The following is a 24,453-nucleotide window of genomic DNA, read 5'->3' on the forward strand; positions in this document are numbered from 1 at the left end:
CCAAACCAGAACAGGATAGGAACGGCAAGTACCAACGAAATCCACCTACCCGGGACCCAATCCATAAAAAACATCCCAAGAAGGAAAATGGGAAGTGTCAAAATAGCGGACCAAAGGGTTCGCTTTTTTATGGATACATAATGCTTTTTCGAAAGCTCTTCCTGTACTTCGGTAGGATCCTCGGCATCCACAATTATATTATAACCGATTTGACGTACCGCATTTTGAAGATCGCTTAGGTCCATAGCACTGTCATACTCCACAAGGACCGTACTGTTGGCAAAGTTGACACTGGCATTGTAGACCCCTTCCGTATGGCCCAGCATGGATTCCACGCTGGATGCACAGGCAGCACAGGTCATTCCAGTGACCGGGAATGATTTTTTGGACACCGTCTTCGCTTTCCTTGCAGTATCCTCTATAATATCGATTGCATCCATTTTCTACTCTGATTTGTATGGTACAAATTTCAGAACAGAATTATGATGAGAAGTTATAGAATTCTCCGAAAGAATTATAAAATTGTCATAAGGGCATGGCTATTTATTGTAATGGAATGGATCAAACTATGTTTTGGACCGACCTAAATGTTCTTTTATATAACTATCCAAATAGATATTGGGCTTATGTTCATTTTCCACTAAATTGAAGGTCCGCTCAATAAGTTCTATTCCTGCCTTGTTAAAAGCAATGTCAATTGTTATAAAATTAGTGTTCCGCGGAATTCTAACGGCTTCTTGATCCAGAATAAAACCTTCATCAATTTTTTCATCTATAAGGTGAGTGGTTACTCCTGAAACCCTAGCCCCCAAATCCATTGCATCCTGTATTGCTGTTTGGGTGTTTTTAAATGATGGTAACAATGAAGGGTGAATATTCAATATTCTATTTTTAAATGGCACTAATAATTCAGGCCTTATCCTATACTTATATCCCAACAAAAAAAGATAATCAATTTTATTCTTCTGAAGAATGTCCGCCAACCAAATCTGATACTCTGTGATGGAACCAAAATCACCCGGATATCGATCAATAATAGTGATTTGATTATCCGAAAAGTGTTTGAGGTTTCCAGCCGGCTGCCCCGCTGTCACCACACATTTTATTTTATGTCCCCTTAGTCGTCCCTCCGTTAAAAGGTCCAAACAATCCTTTGCACATCTTCCACCTCCAGAAAAGAAGATACCCCAAGTTATTTTTTCGTTTTCCATGATAAGAATATTTTAAATTCGACTTATAAGACATTGCAGAAGATTGAAGACAAGGCCAAAACCAATTCTTTAATCACAGTTTCGTTTGTAATAAGATATAATTCAGAAGCCTTCCATATTTAATTTCCTTTAATTTAAATCTCATCCAAAGACTTTCTATTATGCTTCAAGCTTTGCTTAAAAAAAGTCGGGGTCATACCCGTCACCTTTTTGAATTGATTGCTCAGGTATGCGGTACTGCTATAATCCAATTGAAACGCTATTTCCTTTAAGCTCAATTCGTCATAAACCAGTAACTCTTTGACCTTTTCAATCTTTTGGTTGATGATATATTGCTCCAAAGTGATGCTTTCCACCGAGGAAAACAGCGAACTCATATACTTATAGTCAAGATGCAATCCATCGGAAAGGTATTCGGGCCATTTGACCTTTTCCATGGATCGAGCATAATGGATTGCCTCAATCACCAGGTTTTTAATCTGTTCGATCAACTGACCTTTACGATCATTGACAATCGTAAATCCGATTTTCCCAAGTCTTTTGTTAAGACCTTCCCGTTTTTCATCCGTTATTTTTCCGCTAAGTGTTATTTCACCCAACGATACATTTATAAAGGGAATGTCCTCATTGTCCAAAATACCTTTGACGGCCATGATGCATCTCGGACAGACCATGTTTTTGATATACAACACTTCTTTCGATTTACCAGGCTCAACCTCCATATTATACAGTGAATTTCCACAGGGCCTTCAAAAAAATGACGACCACTGCCAATATTACAATCAGTACCAATGCCAATATACCAAGGATTTTCATTCTTTTTTCCTTTCTTTCCTTGGCCGGGTCCCGTTTCCTCTTTACCAGACCCCTTTTTTTCTTTCGTCTTTGCCTTCTAAGTTCGCTCATTTTCCCAACATTGACTCAACTGTCCCTATGGACGACTATTTGCTCCTAACATAAGTGCTTTGCCACTTCTGATGTCTAAGTAGTTGAACTATCGTCTTTTCCATAATTTTCTGATCGTTGGGGAGCTGACATACCACAACAAGAATCCGCTCAAAACGGTAATCAATCCCATTAGGGAAAAAATCCGTAAAACCATGGTGTTAAAATCGTCCCGTCCCTCATAATCCATGGTATGGGTCATCCATAAAAAATCGAACCATCTCCAGGCCCGATGCCTTACACGTTGGAACGACCCATCGGCCTCTGAGACATACGCTTTTAGGTTTTCATCCGTTTCATAGGTGATCACATAGGCCGGTAATGGACGTCCCCGATACTCGTGCTGCCCACCTGTTTGGGTGAGTCTTTCGACATCTTTGACCTTAAGGTCTGGCAACATATATTGGGAAGCAACGGCCAAAGCCTGTTGTTCATCGATACCCTTTTTAATCTCCCCCGTTTTTGCATCCATCAAAACCCCATCATTTATCCAATAGTAGGGACTTCCCCCTATATTTCTCATTTCCAAAGATGTGATCTTAATGTTTATTTCCCCATTGGGTGCAATCAAATTGCCAAACTCGGGCTGGCTCACAGGCTCCTTGATGAATTGATCTCCATGGATTTCGTCAATGTCCGTCCAACTAAAATATAGTCCGCTTATAGTCCACATAAGGAACTGGATCCCAATAAAAAGGCCAAGATACCTATGTATCTTTCTGACCTTCATCGATGTTTTTCTTCCGACCATTAGTTCTTCCCGTTGTTTCGTGAGGAATTATGCATCTTCACAATTTTCCATTCCCCATCCGTTTTTTTAAGGATGGAGGTGGCAACCCCTTTTCTGCTGATCGTTTTGCCCTCACCTCCATTTTCGGATTTTAGGCCAATGGTATAGACATAGCTTTCCGTAGTAAAGGCAAAGGGTAGCTCCACCTTCACTTCAATGGTATAATCCGAAAACCTAAAGCTGTTGAAATGGCCAAGTTCTGGGCCTATATGATGGTCGAGATAATATTGATAGGTGCCTTCGACGCCCCCGGATTCAAAAACCTCGGAATCTTCCGCAAAAAGTTCCAAGGTGCCTTCCGTGGTCAAATTTTCCAGGGCCTCCTTGTAGCTTTCCATTATCCGCAGCACAGTGGCCCTGTCCTGGTTTTGGTTTTCCATCGTAGGGTTTGTTTGACCGAAGCAGGCTCCTGTGATAAGTATGGCCAGTAGAAAAATCTGTAAAGTAATACGTTTCATTGGTTTGTTCTATAATTGTTTAGGTTAGTATGTATTGTACGAAAAAGGCCCCTAGGACGATTGAAATGACGATCCCATACAGGATATAGCCCAACCATTTTTTTAAACGGCCTTTTTCGTCTGGATAGGTCCATTGGTACGACAACAATCTTTCATCTTTTTTTACCATTAGCGCCTGACAAGGGAAGGGAACGATTAACTAACTAACTCACCAACCAATCAACTTTGGGTGCTCCCCTCCCTTTCAGGACTTTATTTCCTCATTCATAGTGACCGGACATGACCAACAACAATAGCAATATCGTTTTTCCCGGTTTCAGGGTATTTTCCATGTCATTTTCAATTATCCAATTCTTCCATTAGATCATTTACCAAGGTCAATATCCGTTCTTTCTCTTCCACCGATAATTTTGCATCCTTATGGATCAGGGTATAGGAAGATAAGGGCATCTTATCGTCTTCAATTTGACTTGCGATGGACTTTAGTTTGCTCCTTTTTCTTCGATCCGAATAGTCGCCCCATTCATTGAAATTGAGTTCCTCCTTTCCCTCCTTGATGTGATCTTCCAGAAACCAGGCGATGGGTTGGACCTTATTGTACCATGGGTAATGGGTGTTGTTACTGTGGCAATCATAGCAAGAGACCCGCAAATTGTGTTGGATATCCTTGGCAACCTCGTTCACCAAAATGAAGTCCGTATCGGGAACTACTTCGCTCAGGTTGGGCTCTGTGGGCACAAACTGGATGCCCACAAATCCCAACAGCACTACCAAGGCTATGATTTTCAGTACTTTCATCTAATTGATTTCCTTTTGCACCTTACCACAGGTCAACATCTGACTTCCAAAAAATGGATTCTGGATTTCGCTGCTTGCGCTGAGCCAAGTTCCTCCTTGATTGTTGTTGTACATGGGGCAAAATTGTTGGTACAAGGTTTTGGAAGTCCCAGTTATGGCTATAAAATCGACCATATCCTTGCCCAATCCCTGAAAGTGTTCCCTTTGGTGACCAATATCACTTTTGGCAATATGCTCCCCATGTTCCTTGGCCACTTCAATGATGTCGGACAGCTCCTTCTGTTGCTGTTCATCGTATCCGCTGATATCAAAGCTTCCCAAGGCACTGGCCAAGGCCTGGCCCGATTTGGCCGCTTCATCCTTGTTGTCCGCCACCAGGGCATCCTTTAGTTGGAGATAGCTGTCGATCACGGTCATACCCTGTACATCGGCCTTCCCCATATCATGGTCCATGGTCCCATGGTCCATTTCACCTGCCGAGCTCCCCTGGTGATGGCCCTCGTCCGTTCCCATCTCCATATGGGTACCTTCCTTGTCGTTTGTTTCCTTTTTACCGTCCTTGCAGGATATAGCGGTAACGGTCAAAAGCGCAATGGCAATTGTACTTAATGTAACTGTTGTTCTTTTCATTGTAATTGATTTTAAGATTAATTCCTCATTTTGATTGCCCGGGGTCGGCATTTTTGTATTATCCCCCATTATTGTTACTATTTTAATTTTTACATCAAATTTTCCATTTCTCCCACGCAGGCACTCAGTCCTCATTCTTCCTCGACTGTACGCTTTTTCCCCAAAAACAATCGTTCCCCGAAAAAAATAAGCACCATCAATACCAGGGCAACAATGACCACCAAAAGGTCACTACCGGCCTTTGACCAAATAAAGGCGCCTAACACCAGTACATCCAGCACAAGGGCCGTGATGAGGATAATGGGATTTGCACCGATTTCCTTTCGTAGATTTTTTAGGACCCCCCAATGGATCCCGATATCCATGATCAAATAAAAGATGGCCCCCAATGCAGCGATCCGGCTCAGATCGAACAACACTGTGAGCCCTATGGCGATCACCACGGTATACACCAACATATGTTTCTGTATGTCCCCGGGCATCCCAAAATGTCGATGTGGTATCAATTCCTTATCGGTAAGCATGGTGGTCATGCGGGAAACGGCAAAAATGCTGGCAATGACCCCGGAAATGGTGGATACGATCGCCAAGCCGACGGTGAACCAGACCCCATACTTTCCAAAAGCGGGTCTGGATGCCTCGGCAAGCGAATAATCCTTGGCCGCAATGATTTCCCCAATGGAAAGATTGGAAGACACAGCAAACGCGACCATGATATAGACCAAGGTGCATATCACCAAAGAAATGACTATGGCCCGTCCCACGTTACGTTTGGGATCGACGATCTCGTCCCCGCTATTGGTAATGGTGGTAAAACCCTTATAGGCCAATATTGACAGTGCCAGTGCTCCCAAATAATCCACCGGGGAATGCTCGGTCAAGGGCTGGGAGGGAACGATCTGATCAAAGGTGAATCCAGCGACCCAAAGCCCTCCTAGGGCAAAAACCGCTATACCGCCGATTTTTAGTATGGCCATGACAAAGGACGATCCCCCGATCGCTTTGTTCCCCATCACATTGACAATAAAAGCAGCGACCAATAAAAATACCCCAAGGACAGGGGGCCAGAATGCTTTCGACTCCACATCAAAAAGCTCCAATACGTAGGTCCCGAACGTCCTGGCCACCAAACTCTCATTGATGACCATGGAAAGGGCCATCAACAGGGCACCGGTAGCAGTCCAGGCAGTTTTACCGTATACCTTTTTGAGGTACATGCCAATGCCCCCGGCAGAAGGGTAGGTATTGGACATTTTGACATAGGTGTAGGAACTGAAACCTGAGATGACTGCCCCGATTAAAAAAGCAAAGGGAAACCAATGGCCGGAGAGTTCGGCAACCTGACCCAAGAGTGCAAAAATTCCCGCACCAATCATCACACCGGTTCCCAAAGCAACGGTGTTGGTCAGACTCAGACTATTTTTTTTGTATTCCGTCATTTAAAAACGGGCTAACAGGCCTCCACCCCAACCATATCGGTTGTTGTAATTGGCCTGGATTGAAAAATTACGCGAAAGAATATAGGAAGCCCCCACCAGCCATTGGGTCTCACTTTCATAGGATGAACCCTCCAAATCGTTGACCCATCCAAAATCGGCTCGAAATTCATATTCCCCCTCGAGGAAAATCCTTGGAAAAAGCAATAGTTCCCTATCCAACCTTATTCTTGGACGCAGCTGGTGGTCCATACTCACATCCATATTAAAGCGGTATGGGGTAAAATACTTGACCCCAATCAGTCCCACTGTATTGAACCGGTCATAGGAGTCAGGGATGGACGTTTCCGTGTTCACCCCTGCATAGACCCGTACCCAGTCGTTGAGATACCTGTTATAATTGACTTCCACCTCGGCATTTTGGTCGTAGTCAAATTCTGCCCGTACTCCAAATTCATTCCTGATATTACTTGAAACCAGGAATAGTTCATTAAAATTGGAACCCAATCTGGCAGCACCCCAAGAATAATAATGGTCAGTTTCATCTACCAACTTTTGAACGGGAAAATCCTTCATCCTTGCATCTCTTGGGGTATCATAACTGAAAACCCTGGCCATGCCCCCCATCATGTGGTAGAGGATATGACAGTGAAAGAACCAATCCCCGTACTCTTCATTATAAAATTCGATGACCACTTTCTGCATGGGCGGCACATTGACCGTATGTTTCAAGGGTGACTTTTCACCATTCTCATTGATGACCCTGAAATAATGCCCATGGAGGTGCATCGGATGGTGCATCATGGTCAGGTTATTGAGGGTGATCCGGGTTACTTCCCCACCTTTGATCTTGATCTTATCGGTTTCTGAAAGTGGCACACCGTTCATACTCCAGATATACCGTTGCATATTTCCCGTCAGGTTCAACAGAATCTCATTGACGGGCAGATTGGCATTATAGGTAGTACTTTCCTTTGCCTTTAAGAAATCATAGTTGAAATACGTTTTACGGGTATCGTAATCAAAAGCTGAAGTATCTTTCTGCATCTTTGGCATATTATGACCCATAGGGTCATACATCTTATCCTTATGTCCAGTGGATTTCATTGACATTGAATCCTTTTCCATTGCTGCCATATCCCCCATCTTTGTATGCATCTTCGCAACGGGTTTTTCCATTTGACCGCTCATTTTGGTCTTATCCATAGACATCCCATTGTGCATACCCATATCCATGCTGCTATCCTTCATGCCCATCTGCATCCCATACTTTTGCATCAAATATTCGGGTGTATTTTTCTTCTTGTTGCCGGCCATTGCCGGAGCCCCCATTTTCATATCCATTTGGGCCATTTGTTTCATCATCGCCACTTTGTCGGGCCTATCGATGGTCGTTGCGGGAAAAAGGGTTCCCTGACCTAAATGCAACGAGGTATGCCCGGAGCCATCCTGTGCCGTGGCCGTTACCTCCAAAGTGCCTTCAGGAACGGTCACGATGACATCATAGGTCTCGGCAATACCAAAAAGAAAACGACTTTTGGAAACTGGCTCCACATCGACACCATCCCCGGAAACCACCATGGGGTTACCGCCACCGAAATCCATCCAATAATAGGTGGAGGCAGAGGCATTGACGAACCGGAGCCGCACTTTTTCACCGGGTTTGAAATCAGGGTATTCGGCCAATATTTCCCCATTGGTCAAAAATGCCGGGTAATAGATATCGGCAATATCCGCTCCTTCCATACGATCTCGCCAAAATTTGAGCTGTGCCCCGAGCGCACCTTCCTTGATGACCCTGCCCAAGGGTACGGCGGTCCCCTTTTTGACCTGATACCACTCGTTTCCCCTTTTAAGGTTTCGAAGCACGTTCATGGCCTTTTCGTTTGTCCAATCGGAAAGTACCACGACCAAATCCTTATCGTAGTCCAATGTCTTTTCCTTGGGATGGATCAGTATCGAGCCATACACCCCCTTTTGCTCTTGTAGCATGGTGTGGGAATGGTACCAATAGGTACCTGATTGGTTGATCGGAATCCGATATTGGAAAGTTGTGCCAGGTTCAATGGGAGGGGTCGTCAGGTACGGTACCCCGTCATAAAAATTGGGCAAGATCAATCCATGCCAGTGTACGGAGGTTTCCACATCCATCTTATTGGTCACGTTGATCAGGGCGAGGTCACCCTCGTTGAATTCCAAGACCGGTCCGGGAATACTCCCGTTGATGGTCATTGCATCGGCGGTGACCCCACCGAGGGTCAATTTGTTCTGTTCCAGTACAAGATTGTATTCCCGAACAGGCCTACCTTCCTCTTTTCTGTCCTCGCCATTTGTTCCCACTTGCCCAAAAACTTGGGTCGTCAGGGCCATTAAAACAAAAAACGGGAATTTAGTTTTCAATATCTTCCTTTTCACCATACATTTCATCCTTTACATTCTTTAATTACATTTCATCGGTAGTCTCCCCACAGGTCAACATAGCCTCACCGAAATAGGGGTTTTTGATCTCTTTGGTCGTACTCAACCAATAGGCACCTTTGTTGTTGTCGGCCATCGGGCAAAATTGTTCGTATATCTTTTGATCGACCCCAAAAAGCTTGACACCTTTGGATAGATGGGCGGACAGATGTTTAAAATGATCGCGTTGCGCCTTGATATCCGATATCTTTGAAATGGAATTCGCCGAATTGGAGATTTCCTTCGAGATCGTCATCCAATGGTCGTGCGCCTTTTTGTCCGTCAATTGTTTCATATCCACATGTTCCAAGGCCGACAACACTTTTTTGGAAGCGGCATTGGACTTGGTGGCATTATCATTGACAAGCGCATCCTTTAACTCCAAGTAGGCGCTCACCACCTGTTTCAATTGGTTTTTAAAAGTCCCTGTCGTCGCTATTCGCTGGTTCATATCGGAATGGTCTGTTTTACTTTCCTGTTTGACATCGCCCATATCCATATCCGAATGATCGCTACCGCCTGTACCCTTGTCATCCCCCATCTTCATTCCTCCGTGGTTATGTCCCGTCATGGCGGGCCCACCTTCAGGATTCATCATGCTCGGTTTCCCGGCCAATTGGGCCGCCGCGTCGATACTAAAGGTCCCGTTTACCGCGATCTCATCCCCTTCTTGCAGACCCTCCTTGACAATGAAACCATTTCCCAACGATGGCCCCAAAGTGACATCGCGCAACACAAAATTCACCCCATTGGACGTGGTATTTTTGATATATACCACAGATCGTTCCCCGGTCCACATCACTGCCGACTTTGGAATGGTTATCGCTTCTGATGCAATGGGCTGTTTTGCTTCCACGGTTCCGGAAGCGAACATTTCCGGCTTTAACCTTAGACTGGCGTTCCCGATCTCGACTCGGGCCTTGGCAACCCTTGTCATGGGATTGATCACCGGATCGATATAGGAAATCCTGCCTTTGAAGTTTTCACCGGGAAGTGAGGGTATGGTAAAGACCACTTCATCGCCTTTTCTTATCCAGGGCATGTCGGTCTCATAGATATCGAAAAGTACCCAAACGCTGTTCAGGTTGGCAATTTGATATAATGCCTTGCCCTTGTTGACATAGTCGCCAAGGTTTACCATTTTTTCGGTAACGTAGCCTGAAACATCGGCATGTATCGGCAATTCCTCCTTAACGGTCCCGGATTGAAGTATCTGTGCGATTTGGTTGTCGGAAAGTTTCCAGTTTTTTAATTTTTCCTTGGCGGCATTAAAAAACTGCGGTTGGGTGTCCGCCACCTTTCTTGCTTCAAAAAGTTCTTCTTGTGCAGTGACCAGGTCAGGGGAATAAATATAGGCGATAATCTGCCCCTGTTTGATGTACTCCCCTGTAAAATTCACCATTAGCCTTTCCACCCTGCCGGGAATATGGGAAGATTGGGAATAGATCGATCGTTCGTCCGCTTCCACTTTGCCATTTAGATCGATCAATTTGACCGGGGCGGTCTTGCCCACGATTTCCGTAGTGACATTGGCAAGCTGCATGGCGGTTTTCGACATGCTAACGGCCATGGGGTCCAGTTCCGAACCGTTGTCATTTTCCAAAGGGATCAAGTCCATCCCACAAATGGGACAATCTCCCGGTTCCGTCTGTCTGATCTGGGGATGCATGGAGCAGGTCCAAATGGTTTCTCCCGATACTTCCGAAGTATGTTGGTGTTCCTCTGTGGCATTGCCCTTGGAGCCCCCGAACAATAGCCATCCCAGCAAAAGTCCAAGAACCAAGGTGGACAAGGCTATTTTTACTATTTTTTGTGTTTCTGATTTCATCTGATTATTTTTTTGCCGTGATATAGTTAAACTTGGCCAACGCTATTTCATATTGCGTCAATGCGCTTATTTTCAATTTAGTATACTTCAACAATTGTTGCTGCATTCGTAACACCTCCTCGAAGTCCTTCCCGGAATTCCCATAGGCTGTGAACAACAGATTGAGTGCTTGTTCCGATTCCATGATCTGTTCATCAAAGAGGGAAATCAGATCGGTCTGCTGCCTTATGTCAAAAACAGCCATTTCATAATTGGTCTTCAATGTATTGGTGACTTCCTTTTTTTGCAGTGCATAACTTTCCTGCATCAATTGGGCCTCTTTTTCGGCTGCCCTGTACTTACCCCTGAATAGGGGCAGGCTCAAGGTAACCATGGGCATCAATACATCCTTGCCGTTATCGGGAACCACCATGTCCGTTCGCTCATCGACCATTACATAGTCCAGTCCGATCCCGACTTTTGGCAAGCCTTGTTTAAGGGCTGCCCTTTCAGAGGCCGCTGCTGCCTTGACCTTTAATTCCAGGGAATTCAAAAGCGGATGGTCCACCACCAAGGAATCTTTTGTGTAATCAATGGGCAGTACATTGACCCCAAAGGTCTCAGGGATGTTTATTTGTTCATCTTCCTTACGGTCCAATAGTTTATTGAAGGACGCCAGAAGGGGGATTTCCTTATGTTTAAGGATACCCAGATTCGTCCGGGCTTCCTTTAAAAGCACGTCCACCCTTAAGACATCGACCAATGATCCCAGGCCGTTTTTAAATTTCGTATTGGAAACCGTCTTGTAGGATTCCAGGATGGCGATGTTGTCCTCTTCGATCCGTACCCACTCCTTAAGTTCGTACAATGGAAAATAAGCTGCCGAAACCTCGTAATAAAGTTTGTTCCTGGCATCCAAAAAAGACTGGTACTTGGCCTCTGCCATAAGTGCAGCGGCATCACCTTGGGCCTTTAAGGTTCCAAACCAAGGAAACATCTGGGTCAGTGAAAACCTTGCCTTTTGGGGCCCTACCCGGGTTTCGACCGGGGAGATGAAGTACCCAAAGGACAGGTTTGGATCTGGTAAAGCCTTCACCTGCGGTACCTTTTGTAACGCCGCCTCAAAATCTTTGTACTGTGAAAGCAGCCCCGGGTTGTTCCCAGCAGCAATCTCAAAGTAGTCCTCCAAGGTCTGGCCATTGGATAGGATACTTGTCAAGATAAATATAATGGTCACTACCTTTTTCATTTTACTGTATTTTTTTCAATGCTTTGTTGCGATTTTTAATGACTGTTTCCCTCCAATAGGCTTGGAGTACCGGGACCACGAACATGGTCATGATCTGTATGGTCATTCCCCCAAAAGTCGGGATGGCCATGGGAATCATGATATCGGCCCCTTTTCCGGTCGAGGTGAGTATTGGTAAAAGGGCGATAATGGCCACTGCGGCCGTCATCATGGCGGGACGAACCCTTTTTTTCCCTGCCTCCAGAACCGCCGCTCTCACATCCGGTACGGTTTGAGGGTTCTTTTCCTCGAAAACCTGGTGGATGTACGTACCCATGATGACACCGTCATCGGTGGCAATACCGAAAAGCGCGATAAATCCTACCCAAACCGCAACGCTTAAGTTGATCGTGTGCATTTGGAACAGATCGCGCATGTTGACCCCTGCAATGGCAAAATTCATGAACCAATCCTGACCATAGAGCCAGAGCATTATGAAACCTCCCGCAAAAGCAACAAAAACGCCTGAAAAATGGATGGAGGATGCGATGACCGTCTTGAACTGAAAAAACAGGAGCAAGAAAATCACGATCAAACTGATCGGTATGACAATGGACAGTCTTTTCACTGCCCTGATTTGGTTCTCATAACTCCCAGAAAACTTATAGCTTATTCCGGCGGGAACCGTTAATTCCCCTGCATCGATTTTTTTCTGGATGGCTTCCTGGGCATCGTTCACCACATCGACTTCCGCAAAACCGTCCCGTTTATCAAAAAGCACATAGCCCACCAAAAAGGTGTTTTCGCTCTTGATGGCCTGAGGCCCGCGGACATATTCAAAATCCACCACTTGGGATAAGGGAATTTGCGCCCCTACCGGTGTGGGAATCAAAATTTTCTTCAACGATTCCGGGTCGTCCCTCAATTCCCTCGGGTAGCGCACCCGCACGGGAAAACGTTCCCTTCCCTCAACGGTGGAGGTGATCTTCATCCCACCGATCGCTGTTTCGATGCTTTGCTGCACATCTTCAATGTTCAAACCATATCGGGATATCCCGTCCCTGTTGATATTGAGGTGCAAATAAGGTTTGCCGACTATTCTATCGGCGAATGCGGCTTCTGCCTTGACCGAGGGCACTTCCTTCAAGATACCTTCCAATTGCATCCCAAAATCCTCGATGGTCTTCAAATCGGGCCCAAAAACCTTGATCCCCATGGGAGCGCGCATTCCGGTCTGCAGCATCACCAACCGGGTTTCAATGGGCTGTAATTTGGGAGCAGAGGTTATGCCCGGGATCTTGGTGACCTTTACGATCTCATCCCAGATATCGTTGGGGGATTTGATATGGGGCCTCCAGTTTCGGAAAAACTCACCGTCCTCATCCACGATCAGGTCCTTCTCGGCAATCCCTCGCTGCAAGGCTTCCTCATTGGTCAAAGTGTCTTTATGCTGGGTAATGAACCTGTCCTTTCGATCTACTTTATAACGGACCCTATGTCCGTCTTCATTCACAATGAATTCAGGTTTATAGTTGATGATGTTCTCATACATGGAAATGGGTGCAGGGTCCAGTGCGGATTCAACGCGACCGAGTTTACCGACAACCAAGTCCACTTCGGGTATGCTTCCCAAGAGCATATCCAACTGTCCAACCACCCTTTTGTTGTATTCCACCCCTGAATGCGGCATGGATGTCGGCATCAACAGGAACGAACCTTCATTGAGCGATGGCATGAACTCGGACCCTATTCCCGGGAATCTCTTGGAAGCTGCCTGCCATCCCGAGGTCTGTCTGACACTTTTCCAACCTACCGATTCAAAGCCTTTGGCCACGATTCCAAAGGTGCTATCGAACCCCAGCCAAACCAATACCCCAAAAAACAGGGTCACGAATGGGATGAGCATGAACTTTCCCTTGTTTTCCAGACACCACTTTAGGACCGGGGTATAGAAATGTACGATTCCCATCAAAGCGGCCAGGATAATGCCCACTAGGAACAACACAAAAAAGTAGTTGACCACAATACCGTTTTGGGGTCCCAAGGGCATCCATTCCTCGGTCAGGAAGAACGAGGCGATAAAAACGGTCAATCCCAAATTGATATAGTTGGGAAACGATTTATAGTGCTCCGGCCATTTGGGTTCCATCAAATTGTTCAACCCAATGAGTGAAATGACCAATGGCAACCACATCTGGGCATAGAATGCAAAGATAAGCCCAGTGGATATCAATAGAATGGACCAAAATCGTCGCACCCGTTTCTTGTCATAATCCACCCCCAGTACAAAATGGGCCAAGGCAGGCAGTACAACGATTCCCAGTACAAAGGCGCTCAACAGGGCGAAGGTCTTGGTAAAGGCCAAGGGCCTAAATAACTTGCCTTCTGCCGATTGCATGGCAAAGACAGGCACAAAGCTCACGACAGTGGTCGCCAATGCGGTGGTAATTGCCGAGGCCACTTCCACGGTGGCCCTATATATTACCTGAATGAGTTCCTTGCCCTTGGCACCATGGTTCTCGGGCATTTCCAAATGACGGATAATGTTCTCGACGAACACGATCCCCACGTCCACCATCACCCCTATGGCAATGGCTATCCCGGAAAGGGCCACCACATTGGCATCAACCCCGGCATATTGCATGACAATAAAGGTCATTAGGACCCCAACGGGCAATAGACTGGATATGATCACAGAGGCCCTCAGGTTGAGCACAAGTACCAATACAACGATGATGCTGATCAGTATTTCGTGGGACAGGGCATTTTCCAAAGTACCTATAGTCTCATGGATGAGCTGTGTCCGGTCATAAAACGGGACCACGGTCAATTGGCTTTCGACACCATTGGCCAAGGTCTTTTTGGGCAAGCCGGGCGCGATTTCCTTGATCTTGTCCTTTACATTATTGATGACCGCCAAGGGATTGGAGCCATAACGGGCGACCACGACGCCACCTACCACTTCGGCGCCCCCTTTATCGAGCACACCCCTTCGTGTGGCCGGTCCCAAGCTGACCACCCCGATATCCTTGACCCGAACCGGAACATTGTCAAAGACGGCAACCACGGCCTTTTCGATGTCCTGCGTATTTTTGACATATCCCAAGCCCCTGACCAAATACTCCGCCTGATTGACTTCAATGGTCTTGGCGCCCACATCCCTGTTCGATTTCCGTACGGCCTCCATGACCTTATATAAGGGGATATTATAGGCTTTCAGGGCATCTGGATTTACATCAACTTGATATTCTTGGACGAAACCACCGATCGAAGCCACTTCGGACACCCCATCCACAGCATTCAACCCGTATTTCACATAAAAATCCTGGGCAGTCCGTATTTCGTGCAGATCCCATCCTCCCGTAGGGTTCCCATCCTTGTCCCTTCCTTCCAGGGTATACCAGTATACCTGTCCCAATGCCGTGGCGTCAGGACCCAAAGTCGGGGTTACCCCATCGGGCAACAGCCCTGCGGGAAGTGAATTCAATTTTTCAAGGATCCGGGAGCGCGACCAATAGAATTCCACATCATCATTAAAAATGATATAGATACTGGAAAATCCAAAGATGGATGAACTACGGATCGTTTTCACCCCTGGAATTCCCAGTAAATAGGTCGTCATTGGATAAGAAATCTGATCCTCGATATCTTGTGGCGATCGCCCGGGCCATTGCGTGAAAACAATTTGCTGGTTTTCCCCAATATCGGGAATGGCATCCACGGGGACCGGATCTTTGGGCAGAAAGCCCGTATTCCAATTGAAGGGGGAAGTGACAATCCCCCAGGTAACCAAAGTTATTAAAACGAGAACGGTCACCAGTTTGTTCTCTAAAAAGTATTTTATGATTTTATTGAGCATATCATGAGTTTATTGTGTTGGAAATAATGAAAATGTTCCAAAGGCAATAAATACCTAGGGCCATGCCAAAAACCATAGCACGGCCAAACGTCATCGATATGCTCTTAAATAAGGAAAGTTTGATCAAGAATCTGAATATCCTTGACCAAAAGGGGCGGAGGGTAATGTACGACAGGAACTATATTTTCCTGTAATCCCTCAAAAAGATTGATGTAACTGTAGGTGAAGGCAACCAGAAACTGATGCTCCCCAACACTTAAGTTTTCAACGGAAAGCAATAGATCCCCATTTCCTTGTACGGAAAGGGTTTCGTCATCGCAACACCGCTTTTCTTGCAGCTTGTGCTCGTGTGAATCCGATGGCTGGTGCATATCCATTCCACAGGATTCCGCTTTGCCGAAGAAGGAAAAATCAACAAGATCGTCCCCACAATAGTGTTGTGCCACTGCAAAGGAAAAGGTGGATGCCAGCACGTTGAGTGCCATAAAACAAGATAATATTTTGAACCAAAATACTCTCATAAGCGGTTACAAAACTACAAAAATTTTAACAACCTCATTAAATTTAACACAATTTATACAAGGATTCCACCTAAAGCCCCTGCTTTTCAAAGTACCGACCATGGCACCCCATACTTTTGATCTTCAAACATTTATACGACCATCGTATCTGCTCCGGGACGGTATAAAGCACTTCGTGGTTCGAAGGCCCTCCTTATTGGCAACGGATGGAACCCTGACCAATAGCATTGTATTTTCAACCCGATCAAATTTGGAACCATTGCCTTTAAATAAACCCTAATGGACCTAAAATTGCCCAATACCGAATCCGATGGTTGGACGGCCGATGGTCATTTATTGTATACCGGTACCATTTTCTGTTCTTTCTAATGGCCCAAGTATAGCACTTTTGGAAAACCTGATATTTGTCATGTTTTTTCCGAATCCCATACGTTACTTTTGGAACAGAATCCTTCTGAAATTGCACACAAACAGTTATAATATAGATATTTGCGTTATTAATAACCGTTTTATTTTTAGAAGGTTAAACAAAATTTAGTAACTTTAGGAAGTGAAGCAAGTCGTCTCGAAAATATTGTCTCTGTTCCTGGCCTGTTCGGTATTGATCAGTACCACTTCCTTTGCATCGAGTGCCCATTTTTGCTGTAACAAGTTGGTCAGTTTTTCTGTGACCGGCAAGGCAAAACCCTGCGACCAAAAGCTTCAAAATCCCAAAGACACCTCAAGGAAGTGCTCTTTGGAACAAAAGGATTGCTGCAGCACCGATACCTATGCCAATATTGGCAAGGATGACCTGATGCTGGATTCCTTTGACCTTGATTTCGATACACTTGTATTTCTAAACGCCTTTATTTTTTACCATATCGATCGTTTCGAAGGGCTACAGGAAAACGTAATCCCTTTTAAAGACTACGATCCCCCGTGGATCGAACAGGATCTTCTTGTCCTTCATGAAACTTTCCTAATTTGATTTTTACACTGGCGGAACGTCAATGCAATCGTTCGCTCTTCACATTGGTCATGGCCACTAATTGACCTTTTTTGTCGTGTGCTATCTCCACGACGGCATATCCTGATCGATTCTCCTATCGGGTTTTGACCCGATATTATTTACGCTTAACAATAACTCAGGCGCCATGGATTCCAAAAAGGAATACTGGATAAAGCATATGGTCTGTAGGCGATGCCTCAAGGTCATAAGACAAGAATTGCATGAATCGGGCATTGAGGTACTATCCCTTGAACTCGGAAAACTTACGGTAAATGCTCCTGAAATAGGGATTGCCGAAGTTGACCAAAAAGTCGTGGACGTCCTACATTCCAATGGCTTTGAAATAGCCAAAAGCGAAGAGGAAATGATCGTTGAGAAAATCAAGATAGGCTTGATTTCCTTAGTGACCAACGTCCCGATTAACCACAAAGGGAACACCTCGGACTACCTTGTCGATTTATTGCATCGCGATTACAAAGTACTGAGCAAGGTTTTTTCCAGAAATGAAAACATCACGATCGAAAAGTACTTTATCAAGCTCAAGATCGAAAAGGTAAAGGAGCTCATCCAACTGGGACAATATTCATTTTCCGATATCGCCTATATGCTCGATTACAGCAGCGTCAACCATTTATCCGGACAGTTCAAGGAAATTATGGGGATGAGCATGACGGATTACAAAAACGGACAATTCTGGCAAAGGGATTTTCTTGACGAAATTATATAGAAATCCAGGAATATTATGAAGATGGCCTGTCAGGTCAAACAGTAGTTTTAACGCAACAACCTAATAAATAATAAAATGAAACTTACACAAAAAAAATCGATACCCATAATGCTAACGTTCCTAATGACCCTTTTGGCCCTACAGGCGACCAGAGCACAGACCCAATGGGAAGCCCCGGCCAGTGCGGACAATTTGAACAATCCCTTAAAAAATGATGCCACGGCGGCAGAAAGCGGCAAACGGACCTTTAGAATGCTCTGTGTGATCTGCCACGGGGCCAAGGGCAAAGGGGACGGCATGGGCGGAGCCGGATTGACCCCTAAACCCACCGACTTGACCAGTACCGAGGTACAGTCCCAATCGGACGGTGCCCTATTCTGGAAATTGACCAACGGGAAGCCCCCTATGGCTTCCTATGAAACCGCACTTCCCGAAAACAAGAGATGGGAATTGATCAACTATATCAGAACCTTGAATAAATGAAAAAACTACTAATGACCCTAATTATCTTAGGGTTGGGATCTTCGGCTTTGGCCCAGACCTACAACACCTTTGAACCCAGTAAGACGCAGTTCATGCTGCGTGGTTACGGACACACCGGATTTGAATATTTGGATACCGGTGGTGAACAAGAATCCACCTTTTTAGGGGCCACATTCGCCCCTATATTCCTCTACAAGCATTCCGACAAGCTCATGTTCGAGGCCGAACTGGAGTTTGAGCTCGAAGGAAATGAATTGAAAACGGGACTGGAATATGCCGATGTGATGTATGTGCTCAACAAGCACATGACCGTAAGGGCCGGTAAATTCCTGCTTCCCTTTGGAACCTTTATGGAGCGTTTGCACCCTGCATGGATCAACCGACTTCCAAGCAGACCCCTTGGATTTGGTCACGACGGTATTGCACCGGCCTCCGATATCGGCGTCGAACTCAGGGGGGCATTCGATCTGGGCGGTCCCAAATTGAACTATGCGGTTTATGTGACCAACGGTCCGCGCATCAAAGATGGAAGTGAGGAGCCTGAAGAAGCGGGTATGCTGGATTTCGGTTATTATGAAGATGTGAACAAGGCCAAGGCCTTGGGTGGCAGGATCGGCCTACTCCCGCTCTCGGATTCATCCATGGAATGGGGGATTTCCGCCTATACCACCAACAGTACAGGTGCAGAGGACTCAGATTACAAGGATGTGGGTGCCTTTCTTTGGGCGTTGGATCTTTCCTATGTAAAATCGATCACCCCCTTACAAGGGGTTGTGGACATCAAGGCCCAGTACAACAGTTCCAATGTGGATACCGCCACCTACTATGAAATCGAAGATGGGATTTCCGAACCTTACTCCTTTGACAACCAAAGCAGCTCCTTTTATACACAATTGAGCTATCGCCCCATCATGTCGGGAAGCGACTTTATAAAGCAACTCGAATTTGTGGGTCGATATTCCGATTTCAACGCACCTGAAGGAGCGGAGTGGGAAGAGAAGTCAACGCAGTACGCTTTTGGTTTGAACTATTGGCTGAGTTGGCGTTCCGTGGTCAAATTCAGCTATCAAACCACCAAGATGGAAGGTGGTCATGACAGTGATGGCACGACCCGTACCAATGGATTGTTTGTGCATTGGGCCATTGGATTTTAAAATCAAAAAAAGAAAGTGAAATGAAAACAACAACGAATTTTAAAGCAGCAATAATCCTGTCCGTCATGGCATCGATCATGGTCGCCTGCTCCTCCAATAAAAAACCCATTGCGACGGATACCGCGACCGAGGTGGCGGGGAGTGAAGTGGATTTCAAAATTGAAAAATCCGGGGCGCAGCTCTGGGGCGAGGTGTGCAACCGATGTCATATTGCCCCTTCACCCGCGGATTACAACGATACCGATTGGGAAACCATAAGCCTGCACATGCGGGTTAGGGCCAATCTGACGGAAGAGGAGATCACCAAAATCGAATCCTTTCTGAAATCAGCCAATTGACGATTAATCCTTAATTCATATACAATGAGAAATTTAGTAATTATTTTTTCTGTGATAGGGCTTTTGTCCTTGAACGGTTGCAAACAATCAACCGATGTACAAACCTTGCTTCAAAACGAGGAAACCAGAAGCGAGATCCTTAAAGATCTGGTACAAAACCATGATTATATGATGGAATTCATGGAACAGATGCAAGGGAGCGACCATGCCATGCAAATGATGCAGGGAAACAAAAAAATGATGGGCACCATGATGAAGGGACAAGGCATGCAAATGATGATGGGCGACAGCACCATGATGAACCAAATGATGGGCAACAGACAAATGATGCATTCCATGATGAACGGAATGATAAAGGATGGCGAGATGATGGGCGAAATGATGCAAATGATGCAAGACAAAGGGATGATGAGCAATGATTGTATGGAGTCGTGCATGAATATGATGAAGGAAAAGGGAATGGATATGGAAGGAATGGGAATGATGGATGATGGTACAATGAAATCAAAAGGAGATGACCATTCTGAGCACCATTAACACATAATAGGTAACGAAAAAATAAAAATCATGAAAGGACATTGGATTTGGATGGTCATCGGTTGTGGTCTCCCGCTATTGTTGATTTTTTTTGCGCCTGCATTTGGCATTACAGGGTACAATGGGCTTTTTTCCTTTATCATCGTGATGTTTTTGATACACCTTTTCATACCTCACGGTGGTCACGGGCATGGTGATCATGGAAAATCTGATAACAGTAAATACCATGATCATGACAAAGAGCAAGATTCCACTGAGACCCAAGAAGATCACCGGGGGCATCGGCACCATTAAAATATACTTTCGAAATGAAGTACAGATATCAAATTAACGGAATAAGCTGCGGTGGCTGTATCACAAGAATCAAGAAGACCTTGGAAGAACATCCTGAAGTAGAGCAAGTAGAAGTTTTTTTACAGCCTATGGGCGCAACCATTGTAACAATGAACAAGAAGCTTACGGTAGAAGAACTGCAAGGGCAACTCAACAAACTTGAGGGCTATACCATTACAGAGATTAGTTAAAATCATAAAAACCTTCAAATTAAAAATATGTTTTACAAAGATGGTTTTTTTTGGGGCATGCACCTGATCTGGTGGGCCATTTGGATTGTGGCATTGGGCTGGATTTTCTTTGCCCCAACCAGTTCCTCCTATGAAGAGATTGAGGGAGATGACCCACTAATGTTGCTCAAAATCCGCTTCGCGAAGGGCGAGATTTCCAAAGAAGAATACGAGCAATCTAAGAAACTTTTACAATCGGACAAATAGTCCGAAAACAAGTATTGTATAACCTTTAAAACTAAAACTATGCATTTTTTCGACGGACATTGGGGCGGCATGCACGTCATCTGGTGGGTCATATGGTTGATCCTCTTGATATGGATATTCTTGGTGCCATATGACATCCCTTACAGAAAATCAAAGAAGGAAGACCCACTTTCAGTTCTAAAAAAGCGCTTCGCCAATGGCGAAATCTCTAAGGAGGAATATGAAGAATCAAAAAAGATCTTGAAATCAAATTAAGGAATGTAGGGCAAATATTAATTACTAAAAAAAGTCAAACTGAAGATAAAAGTTTATAAGACAGGCATAATGGTATTGGCTACTTTACTCATTTCGGCCTGCTCACAAAAACAGGGTAGTTCTGTAAAGGATATGCTCGAGGACCACTCTCAGCAAGAAGAGGTATTGTCCGCACTTGTCGAAAATCACGATCTGGGCAAAAAATACATTGCCAACATGATGGATAACGACCATGCCATGGGAATGATGGTGGACGAACTCGTAAAAGCAGCAGCAAAGGATACCATACTAGCGAACAAATTGAGCGATATGATTACTAGATATCCTGACCTTATGCTACTGACCACCCACCATTTTATGCCGGTCATTGCTTCGGACAGCCTTTTGACCGATTCTTTTTGTGATCACACGTTAGAACACGAGGATCTCGCCAAGGCCATGCACAATAAAATGGAATACAAAAAGAGCCTTGAGCGCAACCATTGACTCCAACTTTGGTTTTTGCACATGAACAAACTCATAAATGAATAATAACAACAATAAACATTAAAACAAGAATCATGAATCGTATCAATGTAAAAAAATTCGGTTTTGCCATGGGGCTGACCGCTGCAATCCTCTACGCCGGCTGCATGATTGTTTTGGCGACAGCAGGACAAGAAGGAAGCATAACCTTTTTCAACAGCCTGCTGCACGGCTTGGACACTACCAGTATAATACGGGTAGACGTGCCAATTTGGGAGGCACTTATTGGCATTGTCCAGACATTTATCATTGCTTGGCTCACAGGTGCCCTGATTGCAGCATTTTACAACACACAGATTAAGAGTAGATAATCTGAACAAAAGATCGGAGAGACTTTTTAGGAACCGGTGTCGCATCGACCACAGGCAATTTGTTGGCGGAAAGTGCCAAAGAACTGAGCAATTGACAATAGAATCCCGGAATTGAACCTAGAGTACAACCATATAAAGTAGAATAAGTGAATAGTACTGCAAGAAATATCAAAACAATTTTCACCCAAACGGCAATATGGGGGGGCATTTTCTATTTCCTTGTCCATCCTTTTACCATGGTGCTCTATTGGTTTGAATTTAGCAATACACCATTTTCATTTTCCCTGTTTTGGGACGTCTTAAAGTCGCAGTTTTTAGAATCTTTCACTTTTGATATGAGAGGGATGAGCGTCTCGCTTACAATCCTTGGCATTTTCCTAGGGATAGTTTCCGGTCTATTTTTCATAACCCTCAGGCGAAAGAACAAGCTTATAGGCACACAACAGCAGTTGTTACTGCGTGATTTAGAAGAATTGATAGAGGCGGGTGAGAATGAACGGGTAGAATTCAAGTCATCTATTCGTTACGATTATTTTAGGAAAACCACGAACCGCGAACTGGAACTAGTCATTGCCAAGACCATCACTGGTTTTATGAATGCAAAAGGTGGAAAATTGATCATTGGCGTTGACGATGATGGCAACATTGTGGGCCTTGAAAAAGATTTCAAGACCCTAAAGCACAAGAACAAAGATGGATATGAGCGTGAAATTTTCAGGATAATTTCAACACAGTTAGGTCACGAGGCTTGTTTTAGCAATCACATTTCATTTTACAAATTAAATGGTGAAGATGTGTGCGTAATAGCTGTCGAACCTTCTAAAAAACCAATCTATGTCAGCGATACCGAAAATACAACCTTTTATGTCAGAACGGGGAATGCCACCTACCCCTTGACGGTCAAGGAAGCGGTTGATTATTTAGAAACCAGAAAATTATAATCATATGCAATACGTTTGGTTTATATGGTCCCTTATCATACTGGCCCTTTGGGGCGTGGTCTATCTTTTGAAGAAGGATTCCCGTAAAGAAATGTTGAGGATGAGTTGGATAACCATGCCCTTTGGGCTAACCGAGCCGCTGTTCGTTCCCGAATATTGGCACCCGCCATCGCTCTTCGATTTGGCGATAAAGACCGGGTTCGATATTGAAAGCATCATTTTCTCTTTTGCCATCGGGGGTATTGGCACCGTACTTTACAATCTTATTTTCAAGCGAAGGTATGTTAAAATACCGCATACCGAGCGTAACCATTATAGACATAGGTTGCATCTATATATCCTTTTCGTACCGGCGGTCGTGTTTTTGACATTGGCCCTTTTCACTCCCATGAACCATATTTACTGTGGAATATTGGCCATGTTCTTGGGTGGAATGGCCACGTTATACTGCCGCCCAGACCTTAAGACCAAAATCTGGATAAGTGGATTTCTGTTCACGGCATTGTACTTTGTTTATTTTGGAAGTATTCTCCCGTTTTACCCCGACTACGTAACATTGTTTTGGAATCTGGAAAACCTGAGTGATATTCTAGTGGCCGGCATACCAATCGAAGAGCTTTTGTTCGCTTTCACTTTTGGCATGTATTGGTCAGGCCTCTATGAGCATTTGTATTGGAGAAAATTAATCAACCCAATTGTTTTGAATCAAAATTTTTAAGTTAAGTCTATAAATAAAAACGAAGAAGATGAAAGTATTACTCGCAATTGACGGCTCTGAATTCAGCAAAGGTGCCATCGATGAACTAGCGGCAATGTCGCTGCCAAAATTAGTTAAAATACATGTTCTAAATGTTTATGAAAATCCAATGTTAACTGTACCAGGGGCTTTCCCCTTAAGTGGTATCGGCCATTATAAAGAAGAAGCCATGTCAAATGCGAAAAAATCGGCTGAAACCATCGTTAACAATGCTGCAAAGTCGTTAAAACAAAAGAACGGCAAGTTGTCGATAACGACCAATATTGTAGAAGGGTTTCCCAAAAATGCAATCTTGGAAAAGGCAACTGATTTGGAGGTGGATCTTATCGTATTGGGATCACAAGGCCATGGCGCATTCTCGCGCTTTTTGCTTGGTTCGGTCGCCCAATCCATTGCCATGCACGCGCATTGTTCTGTTTTGATTGTCAGAAAAAAACATCAAAAATAAAATATGGCCACTTACAATGTGACAGGATAAATTTTGTCCGTAGAAAAATAAAAGAGCAGATCATGGGAAATCAGAA

General features: G+C 44.7%; 29 protein-coding genes. 15 read left to right on the top strand and 14 right to left on the bottom strand.

From position 1 onward, the window contains the following. From SD450_RS17115 to SD450_RS17180, 14 genes are all read right to left on the bottom strand, one after another. The coding region (locus SD450_RS17115) for a cation transporter (protein ID WP_318345639.1) at positions 1-440 on the bottom strand (440 nt) is incomplete at its 3' end. A gap of 126 nt (positions 441-566) precedes the next feature. Further along, on the bottom strand, positions 567-1,211 hold the full coding sequence (locus tag SD450_RS17120; protein ID WP_318345640.1) for a formyltransferase family protein: 645 nt from the start codon (positions 1,209-1,211) through the stop codon (positions 567-569). 134 nt (positions 1,212-1,345) lie between these two features. Next, entirely contained in the window at positions 1,346-1,903 is a 558-nt protein-coding gene (locus SD450_RS17125) for a helix-turn-helix domain-containing protein (protein ID WP_449757764.1), read from the bottom strand. Between the two features lie 31 nt (positions 1,904-1,934). Beyond that, positions 1,935-2,117, bottom strand: coding sequence for a hypothetical protein (locus tag SD450_RS17130; protein ID WP_318345641.1), 183 nt, complete (start codon positions 2,115-2,117; stop codon positions 1,935-1,937). Between the two features lie 88 nt (positions 2,118-2,205). Then, positions 2,206-2,907, bottom strand: a complete 702-nt coding sequence (locus tag SD450_RS17135) for a PepSY domain-containing protein (protein ID WP_318345642.1) — start codon at positions 2,905-2,907, stop codon at positions 2,206-2,208. Next, positions 2,907-3,404 (bottom strand): YybH family protein, encoded by a 498-nt coding sequence (locus SD450_RS17140; protein ID WP_318345643.1) that lies wholly within the window; start codon positions 3,402-3,404, stop codon positions 2,907-2,909. The genes SD450_RS17135 and SD450_RS17140 overlap by 1 nt, the downstream gene beginning before the upstream one ends. 339 nt (positions 3,405-3,743) lie before the next feature. After that, positions 3,744-4,202, bottom strand: a complete 459-nt coding sequence (locus SD450_RS17145; protein WP_318345644.1) for a heme-binding domain-containing protein — start codon at positions 4,200-4,202, stop codon at positions 3,744-3,746. Further along, positions 4,203-4,832: a DUF3347 domain-containing protein gene (locus SD450_RS17150; RefSeq protein ID WP_318345645.1), complete on the bottom strand. Its 630-nt coding sequence runs from the start codon at positions 4,830-4,832 to the stop codon at positions 4,203-4,205. It abuts the gene before it with no gap. Positions 4,833-4,963: 131 nt separating this feature from the next. Further along, a complete protein-coding gene (locus tag SD450_RS17155; protein ID WP_318345646.1) occupies positions 4,964-6,271 on the bottom strand; it encodes an APC family permease in 1,308 nt (435 codons plus the stop codon). Next, positions 6,272-8,638, bottom strand: coding sequence for a multicopper oxidase domain-containing protein (locus SD450_RS17160; RefSeq protein ID WP_318345696.1), 2,367 nt, complete (start codon positions 8,636-8,638; stop codon positions 6,272-6,274). A 73-nt stretch (positions 8,639-8,711) separates the two neighbouring features. After that, positions 8,712-10,553, bottom strand: a complete 1,842-nt coding sequence (locus SD450_RS17165; protein ID WP_318345647.1) for an efflux RND transporter periplasmic adaptor subunit — start codon at positions 10,551-10,553, stop codon at positions 8,712-8,714. A 4-nt stretch (positions 10,554-10,557) separates the two neighbouring features. Next, the gene (locus SD450_RS17170; RefSeq protein WP_119618907.1) at positions 10,558-11,781 is read right to left on the bottom strand and encodes a TolC family protein; all 1,224 of its coding nucleotides are present in this window, start codon (positions 11,779-11,781) and stop codon (positions 10,558-10,560) included. Between the two features lies 1 nt (position 11,782). Beyond that, on the bottom strand, positions 11,783-15,619 hold the full coding sequence (locus tag SD450_RS17175; protein ID WP_318345648.1) for an efflux RND transporter permease subunit: 3,837 nt from the start codon (positions 15,617-15,619) through the stop codon (positions 11,783-11,785). 104 nt (positions 15,620-15,723) lie between these two features. Continuing rightward, complete coding sequence (locus SD450_RS17180; RefSeq protein WP_404828258.1) at positions 15,724-16,140, bottom strand: HYC_CC_PP family protein; 417 nt, start codon at positions 16,138-16,140, stop codon at positions 15,724-15,726. 550 nt (positions 16,141-16,690) lie between these two features. On the opposite strand from SD450_RS17180, the gene SD450_RS17185 reads away from it, so the two are divergent. The 15 genes from SD450_RS17185 to SD450_RS17255 all read left to right on the top strand — a co-directional run bounded on the left by SD450_RS17185 (position 16,691) and on the right by SD450_RS17255 (position 24,377). Continuing rightward, entirely contained in the window at positions 16,691-17,110 is a 420-nt protein-coding gene (locus tag SD450_RS17185) for an HYC_CC_PP family protein (RefSeq protein ID WP_318345650.1), read from the top strand. Between the two features lie 166 nt (positions 17,111-17,276). Next, positions 17,277-17,858 carry a helix-turn-helix domain-containing protein gene (locus SD450_RS17190; RefSeq protein WP_318345651.1) on the top strand — a complete coding sequence of 194 codons (582 nt, stop codon included), beginning with the start codon at positions 17,277-17,279 and terminating at the stop codon, positions 17,856-17,858. A 108-nt stretch (positions 17,859-17,966) separates the two neighbouring features. Continuing rightward, positions 17,967-18,341: a c-type cytochrome gene (locus SD450_RS17195; RefSeq protein WP_318345652.1), complete on the top strand. Its 375-nt coding sequence runs from the start codon at positions 17,967-17,969 to the stop codon at positions 18,339-18,341. Beyond that, positions 18,338-19,495, top strand: coding sequence for a hypothetical protein (locus SD450_RS17200; RefSeq protein WP_318345653.1), 1,158 nt, complete (start codon positions 18,338-18,340; stop codon positions 19,493-19,495). Before SD450_RS17195 ends, SD450_RS17200 begins: the two co-directional genes overlap by 4 nt. A gap of 20 nt (positions 19,496-19,515) precedes the next feature. Continuing rightward, entirely contained in the window at positions 19,516-19,833 is a 318-nt protein-coding gene (locus SD450_RS17205) for a hypothetical protein (RefSeq protein WP_147378303.1), read from the top strand. A gap of 24 nt (positions 19,834-19,857) precedes the next feature. Next, positions 19,858-20,370 carry a hypothetical protein gene (locus tag SD450_RS17210; RefSeq protein WP_136565989.1) on the top strand — a complete coding sequence of 171 codons (513 nt, stop codon included), beginning with the start codon at positions 19,858-19,860 and terminating at the stop codon, positions 20,368-20,370. Between the two features lie 30 nt (positions 20,371-20,400). Continuing rightward, positions 20,401-20,664, top strand: a complete 264-nt coding sequence (locus tag SD450_RS17215; RefSeq protein ID WP_081894146.1) for a hypothetical protein — start codon at positions 20,401-20,403, stop codon at positions 20,662-20,664. A gap of 14 nt (positions 20,665-20,678) precedes the next feature. Next, positions 20,679-20,894, top strand: a complete 216-nt coding sequence (locus SD450_RS17220) for a heavy-metal-associated domain-containing protein (RefSeq protein WP_318345654.1) — start codon at positions 20,679-20,681, stop codon at positions 20,892-20,894. Between the two features lie 27 nt (positions 20,895-20,921). Beyond that, positions 20,922-21,140, top strand: coding sequence for an SHOCT domain-containing protein (locus tag SD450_RS17225; protein WP_036385889.1), 219 nt, complete (start codon positions 20,922-20,924; stop codon positions 21,138-21,140). Positions 21,141-21,179: 39 nt separating this feature from the next. After that, positions 21,180-21,395 (top strand): SHOCT domain-containing protein, encoded by a 216-nt coding sequence (locus tag SD450_RS17230; RefSeq protein WP_036385890.1) that lies wholly within the window; start codon positions 21,180-21,182, stop codon positions 21,393-21,395. 75 nt (positions 21,396-21,470) lie between these two features. Next, positions 21,471-21,881 carry a hypothetical protein gene (locus SD450_RS17235; RefSeq protein WP_318345655.1) on the top strand — a complete coding sequence of 137 codons (411 nt, stop codon included), beginning with the start codon at positions 21,471-21,473 and terminating at the stop codon, positions 21,879-21,881. 74 nt (positions 21,882-21,955) lie between these two features. Then, entirely contained in the window at positions 21,956-22,231 is a 276-nt protein-coding gene (locus SD450_RS17240) for a DUF5676 family membrane protein (protein WP_036378938.1), read from the top strand. Between the two features lie 146 nt (positions 22,232-22,377). Beyond that, entirely contained in the window at positions 22,378-23,172 is a 795-nt protein-coding gene (locus tag SD450_RS17245) for an AlbA family DNA-binding domain-containing protein (RefSeq protein ID WP_051947114.1), read from the top strand. A 4-nt stretch (positions 23,173-23,176) separates the two neighbouring features. Then, a complete protein-coding gene (locus SD450_RS17250; protein WP_318345656.1) occupies positions 23,177-23,890 on the top strand; it encodes a lycopene cyclase domain-containing protein in 714 nt (237 codons plus the stop codon). Positions 23,891-23,918: 28 nt separating this feature from the next. Further along, positions 23,919-24,377: a universal stress protein gene (locus SD450_RS17255; RefSeq protein WP_318345657.1), complete on the top strand. Its 459-nt coding sequence runs from the start codon at positions 23,919-23,921 to the stop codon at positions 24,375-24,377. Positions 24,378-24,453: the final 76 nt, after the last annotated feature.

It is taken from the genome of Flagellimonas baculiformis (genome assembly GCF_033441575.1).
GTDB classification, from domain to species: domain Bacteria; phylum Bacteroidota; class Bacteroidia; order Flavobacteriales; family Flavobacteriaceae; genus Flagellimonas; species Flagellimonas baculiformis.

Excerpts from the sequence above, each read along its gene's own strand:
- SD450_RS17215 (WP_081894146.1), top strand. The coding sequence starts at position 20,401 with ATGAAAGGACATTGGATTTGGATGGTCATCGGTTGTGGTCTCCCGCTA.
- SD450_RS17150 (WP_318345645.1), bottom strand. The coding sequence starts at position 4,832 with ATGAAAAGAACAACAGTTACATTAAGTACAATTGCCATTGCGCTTTTG.
- SD450_RS17175 (WP_318345648.1), bottom strand. The coding sequence starts at position 15,619 with ATGCTCAATAAAATCATAAAATACTTTTTAGAGAACAAACTGGTGACC.
- SD450_RS17210 (WP_136565989.1), top strand. The coding sequence starts at position 19,858 with ATGAGAAATTTAGTAATTATTTTTTCTGTGATAGGGCTTTTGTCCTTG.
- SD450_RS17165 (WP_318345647.1), bottom strand. The coding sequence starts at position 10,553 with ATGAAATCAGAAACACAAAAAATAGTAAAAATAGCCTTGTCCACCTTG.
- SD450_RS17140 (WP_318345643.1), bottom strand. The coding sequence starts at position 3,404 with ATGAAACGTATTACTTTACAGATTTTTCTACTGGCCATACTTATCACA.
- SD450_RS17155 (WP_318345646.1), bottom strand. The coding sequence starts at position 6,271 with ATGACGGAATACAAAAAAAATAGTCTGAGTCTGACCAACACCGTTGCT.
- SD450_RS17190 (WP_318345651.1), top strand. The coding sequence starts at position 17,277 with ATGGATTCCAAAAAGGAATACTGGATAAAGCATATGGTCTGTAGGCGA.
- SD450_RS17255 (WP_318345657.1), top strand. The coding sequence starts at position 23,919 with ATGAAAGTATTACTCGCAATTGACGGCTCTGAATTCAGCAAAGGTGCC.
- SD450_RS17160 (WP_318345696.1), bottom strand. The coding sequence starts at position 8,638 with ATGGCCCTGACGACCCAAGTTTTTGGGCAAGTGGGAACAAATGGCGAG.
- SD450_RS17145 (WP_318345644.1), bottom strand. The coding sequence starts at position 4,202 with ATGAAAGTACTGAAAATCATAGCCTTGGTAGTGCTGTTGGGATTTGTG.
- SD450_RS17130 (WP_318345641.1), bottom strand. The coding sequence starts at position 2,117 with ATGAGCGAACTTAGAAGGCAAAGACGAAAGAAAAAAAGGGGTCTGGTA.
- SD450_RS17170 (WP_119618907.1), bottom strand. The coding sequence starts at position 11,781 with ATGAAAAAGGTAGTGACCATTATATTTATCTTGACAAGTATCCTATCC.
- SD450_RS17200 (WP_318345653.1), top strand. The coding sequence starts at position 18,338 with ATGAAAAAACTACTAATGACCCTAATTATCTTAGGGTTGGGATCTTCG.
- SD450_RS17225 (WP_036385889.1), top strand. The coding sequence starts at position 20,922 with ATGTTTTACAAAGATGGTTTTTTTTGGGGCATGCACCTGATCTGGTGG.
- SD450_RS17120 (WP_318345640.1), bottom strand. The coding sequence starts at position 1,211 with ATGGAAAACGAAAAAATAACTTGGGGTATCTTCTTTTCTGGAGGTGGA.
- SD450_RS17195 (WP_318345652.1), top strand. The coding sequence starts at position 17,967 with ATGCTAACGTTCCTAATGACCCTTTTGGCCCTACAGGCGACCAGAGCA.
- SD450_RS17135 (WP_318345642.1), bottom strand. The coding sequence starts at position 2,907 with ATGGTCGGAAGAAAAACATCGATGAAGGTCAGAAAGATACATAGGTAT.
- SD450_RS17250 (WP_318345656.1), top strand. The coding sequence starts at position 23,177 with ATGCAATACGTTTGGTTTATATGGTCCCTTATCATACTGGCCCTTTGG.
- SD450_RS17180 (WP_404828258.1), bottom strand. The coding sequence starts at position 16,140 with ATGAGAGTATTTTGGTTCAAAATATTATCTTGTTTTATGGCACTCAAC.
- SD450_RS17220 (WP_318345654.1), top strand. The coding sequence starts at position 20,679 with ATGAAGTACAGATATCAAATTAACGGAATAAGCTGCGGTGGCTGTATC.
- SD450_RS17205 (WP_147378303.1), top strand. The coding sequence starts at position 19,516 with ATGAAAACAACAACGAATTTTAAAGCAGCAATAATCCTGTCCGTCATG.
- SD450_RS17230 (WP_036385890.1), top strand. The coding sequence starts at position 21,180 with ATGCATTTTTTCGACGGACATTGGGGCGGCATGCACGTCATCTGGTGG.
- SD450_RS17240 (WP_036378938.1), top strand. The coding sequence starts at position 21,956 with ATGAATCGTATCAATGTAAAAAAATTCGGTTTTGCCATGGGGCTGACC.